This is a genomic window from Candidatus Shikimatogenerans silvanidophilus (assembly GCF_018200315.1).
GTDB classification, from domain to species: Bacteria; Bacteroidota; Bacteroidia; order Flavobacteriales; family Blattabacteriaceae; genus Shikimatogenerans_A; species Shikimatogenerans_A silvanidophilus.
This window is the reverse complement of record NZ_JADFUB010000004.1, coordinates 24,924-31,911: the sequence shown is the minus strand read 5'-3', so window position 1 is coordinate 31,911 and position 6,988 is coordinate 24,924. Positions and strand designations below refer to the sequence as shown.

The window sequence follows — 6,988 nt, the reverse complement described above, 5'->3', positions numbered from 1 at the left end:
TTATCTAATATAGATATATCTAATAATATAGATAATAAAAAATCTAATATAGATAAAGATAAATCTAATATAGATAAATCTAAATTATCTAATATAGATATATCTAATAATATAGATAATAAAAAATTTAATAATGATATATATAATGTAGAAAATATTAAAGAAAAAAATACTGGATCTACATTATTTCAAATATTTTTTTTTACAAAAAGAATACATAATATAAGTAATCATTTAAAAAAAAATAAAAAAGATTTTAATTCTGAAAGATCTTTAATTAAAATTGTAGTAAAAAGAAAAAAATTACTATTATATATAAAAAAAAATAATAAAATATTATATAAAAAAATTTTAAAAGTATTAAAAATAAAAAAATAAAAATATTTATAAAACATATAAAACAATAAAATAATAAAAATAATGAATATAAAAAAGAATATATGAATATAAAAAAAGAATATAAAGAATATATAAAATTTGATGATGGAAGAAAAATTTCTATAGAAACTGGTAAATTAGCAAAACAAGCAGATGGTTCTGTAATTGTTAGAATGGGAGATACTATGTTATTAGCTACAGTTGTTATAGAAAAAGAAATAAAAGAAATTAATTATAATTACGATTTTTTACCATTAACAGTAGATTATAGAGAAAAATATTATTCTGTAGGAAAAATTCCTGGTGGATTTATAAAAAGAGAAGGAAGACCATCTGATGAAGAAATATTAACAATGAGATTAGTTGATAGAGTTTTAAGACCTTTATTTCCTAAAAATTTTTATCAAGAAATACAAATAATGATTTTTCTTTTATCTTATGATAAAAATGTTTTACCTGATAGCTTAGCATGTCTTGCCGCTTCTACAGCTTTAACTATATCTGGTATACCATTTAATGGACCTGTATCATCAATTAGAATAATAAAAATAAAAAATAATTTTATTATTAATCCTGGTATAGAAGATATTAAAAAATCAGAAATGGATTTAATTATAGGAGCTAATAAAAAATCTATTATTATGATAGAAGGAGAAATGAAGGAAATACATGAAGATGATTTTATAAATGCTATAAAAATAGCACATAAAAATATAAAAAATCAAATTAAAGCACAAAATAATTTATTTAATAATTATTCATTTTCTTTATCTAAATATAATAGAAAAAAAATTAATGAAATTTTTATAAAAAAAAAAGAAAAAGTAAATGAAAAAAAAATAATTAAAAAAAAAATTTTTTCATTTGAAAAAAAAATTTATTATATATTTAAAAATTTTAAATCAAAAAAAGATCGTTATTATGAATGTAAAAAAATATTAGAAAAAATTAAAAATTTTTTTTCTGAAGATTTTTTATCTAAAAATGAAAATATAATTAATTATTATTTCAATAAAATTAAAAAAATCATTTTAAGAAAAATGATTATTAATGAAAATATTCGTTTAGATGGACGTAAAAATAATCAAATTAGAAAAATAGAAAGTGAAGTAGATTTTTTACCTGGTGTTCATGGATCTGCTCTTTTTACTAGAGGAGAAACACAAGCTTTAAGTACTGTTACATTAGGATCATCTATTGATGTTAATAAAATTGATAATGCTATTATTGAAAAACAAGAAAAATTTTATTTACATTATAATTTTAATCCTTTTTCTACTGGAGAAGTAAAAAAAATAATGAGTGTTTCTAGAAGAGAAATAGGACATGGAAATTTAGCAAAACGTTCTTTAAAAAATATTATTCCAGATAATAATCCATATACAATTAGAATAGTTTCTGATGTATTAGAATCAAATGGATCTTCTTCTATGGCTACAGTTTGTGCTAGTACATTAGCTTTAATGGATGCAGGAATTAATATTAAAAATCCAGTTTCTGGAATATCAATGGGAATTATAATTGATAATAAAAAATATGTTATTTTATCAGATATAACAGGAGAAGAAGATCGTTTTGGAGATATGGATTTTAAAATTTCTGGTACTAAAAATGGAATTACTGCGTGTCAAATGGATGTTAAAGTAGAAGGAATTAATTATGATATTTTAAATGAAATTTTAAAACAATCTAATAAAGAAAGATTATTTATTTTAGAAAAAATGTTAAAAATACTTCCTAAGTATAGAAAAAAAATTAAACCTAACGCACCTAAAATTTTTATTATAAAAATTCCTAAAAATTTTATAGGTCTTGTTATTGGTCAAGGTGGAAAAAATATACAAGAAATTCAATCTTCAACAAATACTTCTATAAATATAGAAGAAAAAAATAATAAAGGTATTATAGAAATTATAGGTAAAGATGAAAAAAAAATTAAAAAAGCAATAGAAAAAATTAAAAAAATAACATTTATTCCAAAAATTGGAGAAATTTATAATGCAGAAGTAAAATGTATAAAAGATTATGGAGCTTTTTTAGAAATATCTAAAGGAATAGAAGGGTTTATTCATATTTCTGAAATAGATAATAAAAGAATTAAAAAAATACAAGATGTTTTAAAAATAGGTGATAAAATTAAAGTAAAATTAATACATATTGATTCAAAAAATGGAAAAATAAAATTTTCTAGAAAAATTATTTTAAATTTAAAAAAATAAATATAAATTTATTTTTTAATATTTTTTAAATATTTAATTTAAATAATAATTATTTAAATTATTTTTTATATATTTAAATTATTTTTTTTATGAGACAGTTAAAAATAAATAAAAAAGTTACAAATAGAGAATCAGAATCTTTAGATAAATACTTACATGAAATTAGTAAAATTGATCTATTAAGTACAGAAGATGAAGTTAAATATGCTAAAAAAGCAAAAAATGGTGATCAAAAAGCAATAGATATTCTTGTAAAGTCTAATTTACGATTTGTTGTATCTGTTGCAAAACAATATCAAAATCAAGGATTAAGTTTATGTGATTTAATTAATGAAGGAAATTTAGGATTAATTAAAGGAATTTGTAGATTTGATGAAACAAAAGGTTTTAAATGTATTTCATATTGTGTTTGGTGGATAAGACAATCTATTTTACAAGCTATAGCAGAACAATCAAGAATTGTTAGAAATCCAACAAATAAAATAGCTTTATGTACTAAAATTAATAAAGCTCAATCTAAATTAGAACAAAAATTACAAAGAACACCTTCTATAAAAGAAATATCAAAATTATTAAAAATTAATTTTAAAGAAATAGAAGAAGCTATGAAAAATTCAGTAAGACATATTTCTATGGATGCACCATTATTAGATGGTGAAGATTCTAATTTATATGATATTATTAAATATGAAGATTCTCCAAAACCAGATGAAGATTTAGAAAAAGAATCTTTTAAAAAAGATATTAATAGAGCTTTAGAAACTCTTAATGAAAGAGAACGACTTGTTATTAGATTTCATTATGGATTAGATGGATGTTCTCCTATGACATTAGAAGAAGTAGGTAAAGAATGTGGTTTAACAAGAGAAAGAGTTAGACAAATAGAAGGAACAGCTTTAAAAAGATTAAAAAATTCTTTTAGAAAATCTATTTTAATTCCTTATTTATTAAATTAATTAACTTATTTATTAAATAAATTAATATTTATTAAATTTATTTAATTTATTATATTAATTAATATATATATTTAATTAATCATTTATTTTTAATTAATTAATTAAATATATAAAATATATTATATATAAAATAAAATATATAAATATATATATATTTATATTATAATAAATAATATATTTATATATAATAAAATAATAATATATTTATATTTTTATTTATATATTTATATATTTTTTTAAATTTATTTATTTATATTTTTTAATTATTTCTTTATTTTTTAAATTTAAAATTTTTTTTTCTATATTATTTAATATTTTTTCTTCTTTTTTAAAAAAAGATTTTATAGATTCCTTTCCTTGTCCTATATTATTATTATTATAAATAAACCAATTACCATTTTTTTTAATAATTCCTAAATCTATAGATAATTCTATTATTTCATTAATTCTTGATATTCCTTTTCCATAAATTATATCAAATTCAACAATTTTAAAAGGTGTAGAAACTTTATTTTTTACAATTTTTACTTTTGTACGATTTCCTATAATTTTATCCTTATATTTAATAATAGGACCTTTTTTAATTTCAATTCTTATAGTAGAATAAAACTTTAAAGCATTTCCACCAGTAGTAACTTCAGGATTTCCAAAAAAAACTCCAATTTTTTCCCTTATTTGATTAATAAAAATTACCAAGCATTTATTTTTTCCAATACTAGAAATTAATTTTCTTAATGATTGTGACATTAATCTAGCATGTAATCCAATTTTATTTTCTCCAATTTTTCCTTCTATTTCACTTTTAGGAGTTAAAGCAGCTACTGAATCAATAACGATAATATCAATAATTCCTGATCTAATTAAATTATCAGATATTTCTAAAGCTTGTTCTCCATTATCTGGTTGAGAAATAATTAAATCTTCTACATTAACTTTTAATTTTTCTGCATAAAAACTATCAAAAGAATGTTCAGCATCAATAAAAGCTGCTACACCTCCAATTTTATGTATTTGGGATATTGCATGTAAAGCTAAAGTAGTTTTACCAGAAGATTCTTTACCATATATTTCAACTATTCTTCCTTTTGGATATCCTCCTACACCTAATGCAATATCTAATTTAATAGATCCACTTGGAATTACTTCTATTTTATCAAAATTTATTATATCTCCCATTCTCATAATTGTTCCTTTTCCATAAATCTTATTCATTCTTTCTAAAATATTTCTTATTCTTTCATTTTTTACATTTTTTTCATTATTTTCTTTACTTTCCTTATTTTCCTTATTTTCCTTATTTTTTTTCATACATTTAAATTTTTATAATTTTTAATATTTTTAATTAAAAAATTATTTAATAAAAAATTATTTAAAAAATTATTACAATTTAGTATAAAAAAAAATTATTATACTAAACTAAAAAGGAAGATCATCAAATTCTTCATCTAAATCTTCTTTAGATTTTTTTTTTTTATTATTTATTTTTTCAATTTTCCATGCTTGAATAGAATTAAAATATTTTGCTTCTCCTTCTGGATTTATCCACTCTCTACCTCTTAAATTAATAAAAACTTTAACATTATCACCAACTTTAAATTTATTTATTAATTCTAATTTTTCTTGAATACATTCTATTAATAAATTTTGTGGATATAAATCATTTGTTTTTATAACAAATTCTATTTTTTTAAAATTATTTCCAAATGTTTTTTTTGGGAATATTTTTTTTATAGTTCCTAATACTTCCATTTTATATTCATTTTATATTTTAACGTTTATTATAATATAACGTTAATAATAAATTAACGTTAATAAATTAATTAACGTTAATTTATATTTTTATTTTTTATTTTTTTATTAATATAATTAATTATTTTTTTAATTATATAAATTATTTTTTTAATTATTTTCATTATTATATTAATTGTTTTTTTTATTATATAAATTATTTTTTGTATTATTTTTTTCATTATTTACTTTTTCATTATTTACATTATTTATATAATTAGCTGAACTAATAGAAGAAATAAGATTAATCAACATATCCTTAGCTATACCTGGAGAATTTGGTAAAAGAATTAAATTACTTTTATTTGATTCTCCTATATATTGTAAAGTTTCATAATGTTGAGTCATAACAAGTAAAGAATATGCCTCTTGAGAAGATATTCCTACATTATTTTTTAAAATTTCTACAGATTCTAATAACCCTTTTGCAATTTCTATTCTTTGATCAGCTATTCCTTTACCTTGTAATTTTTTTGCTTCTGATTCTGCTTTTGCTTTAGTAACTATTTTAATTCTTTTTGCTTCTGCTTCATATTCAGCAGCTACTTTTTCTCTTTCAGAAGTATTTATCCTATTCATAGCATTTTTAACTTTTTCATCAGGAAGAATATCAGTAACTAATGCTTTAATTATAGAATAACCATAATTCTTCATAGATTCTTCTAATTCTGCTTTTATTTCAATTGCTATATCATATTTTTTTTCAAATACATCATCTAATTTCATTTTAGGTACTTTAGCTCTTACAACATCAAAAATATAAGAATTTATTTGCATATTTTTATTATCTAATTTATAAAATGCATCAAAAACTCTATCTGAAATTACTTTAAATTGAACAGATACTTTTAATCTAATAAATACATTATCTTTAGTTTTAGTATCAATTACTACATCTAATTGTTGTATTTTTAAATTAATTTTTCCAGTAATTTCATCTATTATTGGAATTTTAAAATTTAAACCTGCTTGTTTAATTTTATAAAATTTTCCTAATCTTTCTATTACTACAGCATTTTGTTGTTTAACAACAAAAATAAAATTTGATAATAAATAATAAAATGCTATTATAATTAATAAATAATAATAAATCATAAAATCATATTTTAAATTAAATAAATAATAAATATTAAATCATTAATAAAATAATTAAATCATTTAAATCATTAATAATATTAAATCATTCCTAAATCAAATTTAGCTTTTTCACTCATCATTTTATTTGTCCAAATAGGATTAAAAGTTAAATGTATATTTACATTTTTTATTCCATCTATTACTTCAATTTTATTTTTTACTTCTTCTATTAACATTTCCGCTACTGGACAATTAGGTGATGTTAATGTCATAATGATATCTACATTATTTTTTATATCTATTTTAACATCATATATTAATCCTAACTCATAAATATCTACAGGAATTTCAGGATCATAAATTGTTTTTAAAATTTTAATAATTTTTTTTTCAAAAAATATTTTTTTATTTTTTTTCATAATAAAAATAATTAAATTTAATTAATTTAATCAATTTTTTTATACATACATAAAATTAATTTGTGATTTAATTTTATTTATTTTTGGTATGTATATTAATTAATATTTATGTTAATATTTATGTATATTAATTAATATTAATATTTATTAA

The 6,988-nt window shown here is 18.2% G+C and carries 7 protein-coding genes; 3 read left to right on the top strand and 4 right to left on the bottom strand.

The window, feature by feature from the left end:
- The 3 genes from rpsO to KHQ18_RS01005 form a co-directional block, all read left to right on the top strand.
- The coding region (gene rpsO / locus KHQ18_RS01760; protein ID WP_213016785.1) for a 30S ribosomal protein S15 at nucleotides 1-378 on the top strand (378 nt) is incomplete at its 5' end.
- A gap of 62 nt (nucleotides 379-440) precedes the next feature.
- Nucleotides 441-2,597: a polyribonucleotide nucleotidyltransferase gene (locus KHQ18_RS01010; protein ID WP_212113292.1), complete on the top strand. Its 2,157-nt coding sequence runs from the start codon at nucleotides 441-443 to the stop codon at nucleotides 2,595-2,597.
- Between the two features lie 89 nt (nucleotides 2,598-2,686).
- Nucleotides 2,687-3,553, top strand: a complete 867-nt coding sequence (locus tag KHQ18_RS01005) for a sigma-70 family RNA polymerase sigma factor (RefSeq protein ID WP_212113291.1) — start codon at nucleotides 2,687-2,689, stop codon at nucleotides 3,551-3,553.
- Nucleotides 3,554-3,799: 246 nt separating this feature from the next.
- Here the strand turns inward: KHQ18_RS01005 and recA are convergent, their stop codons facing one another.
- The 4 genes from recA to KHQ18_RS00985 form a co-directional block, all read right to left on the bottom strand.
- Nucleotides 3,800-4,861, bottom strand: a complete 1,062-nt coding sequence (recA, locus tag KHQ18_RS01000; RefSeq protein ID WP_212113290.1) for a recombinase RecA — start codon at nucleotides 4,859-4,861, stop codon at nucleotides 3,800-3,802.
- Between the two features lie 108 nt (nucleotides 4,862-4,969).
- Entirely contained in the window at nucleotides 4,970-5,302 is a 333-nt protein-coding gene (locus tag KHQ18_RS00995) for a DUF3127 domain-containing protein (RefSeq protein ID WP_212113289.1), read from the bottom strand.
- Nucleotides 5,303-5,473: 171 nt separating this feature from the next.
- Complete coding sequence (locus KHQ18_RS00990) at nucleotides 5,474-6,436, bottom strand: SPFH domain-containing protein (RefSeq protein WP_212113288.1); 963 nt, start codon at nucleotides 6,434-6,436, stop codon at nucleotides 5,474-5,476.
- 80 nt (nucleotides 6,437-6,516) lie between these two features.
- Nucleotides 6,517-6,837 (bottom strand): iron-sulfur cluster assembly protein, encoded by a 321-nt coding sequence (locus tag KHQ18_RS00985; protein WP_212113287.1) that lies wholly within the window; start codon nucleotides 6,835-6,837, stop codon nucleotides 6,517-6,519.
- Between the last annotated feature and the right edge of the window lie 151 nt (nucleotides 6,838-6,988).

Bases quoted from the DNA above. Each gene is read 5' to 3' on its own strand.
- KHQ18_RS00990 (WP_212113288.1), bottom strand. From the start codon at position 6,436: ATGATTTATTATTATTTATTAATTATAATAGCATTTTATTATTTATTA.
- KHQ18_RS01005 (WP_212113291.1), top strand. From the start codon at position 2,687: ATGAGACAGTTAAAAATAAATAAAAAAGTTACAAATAGAGAATCAGAA.
- KHQ18_RS01010 (WP_212113292.1), top strand. From the start codon at position 441: ATGAATATAAAAAAAGAATATAAAGAATATATAAAATTTGATGATGGA.
- recA (WP_212113290.1), bottom strand. From the start codon at position 4,861: ATGAAAAAAAATAAGGAAAATAAGGAAAATAAGGAAAGTAAAGAAAAT.
- KHQ18_RS00985 (WP_212113287.1), bottom strand. From the start codon at position 6,837: ATGAAAAAAAATAAAAAAATATTTTTTGAAAAAAAAATTATTAAAATT.
- KHQ18_RS00995 (WP_212113289.1), bottom strand. From the start codon at position 5,302: ATGGAAGTATTAGGAACTATAAAAAAAATATTCCCAAAAAAAACATTT.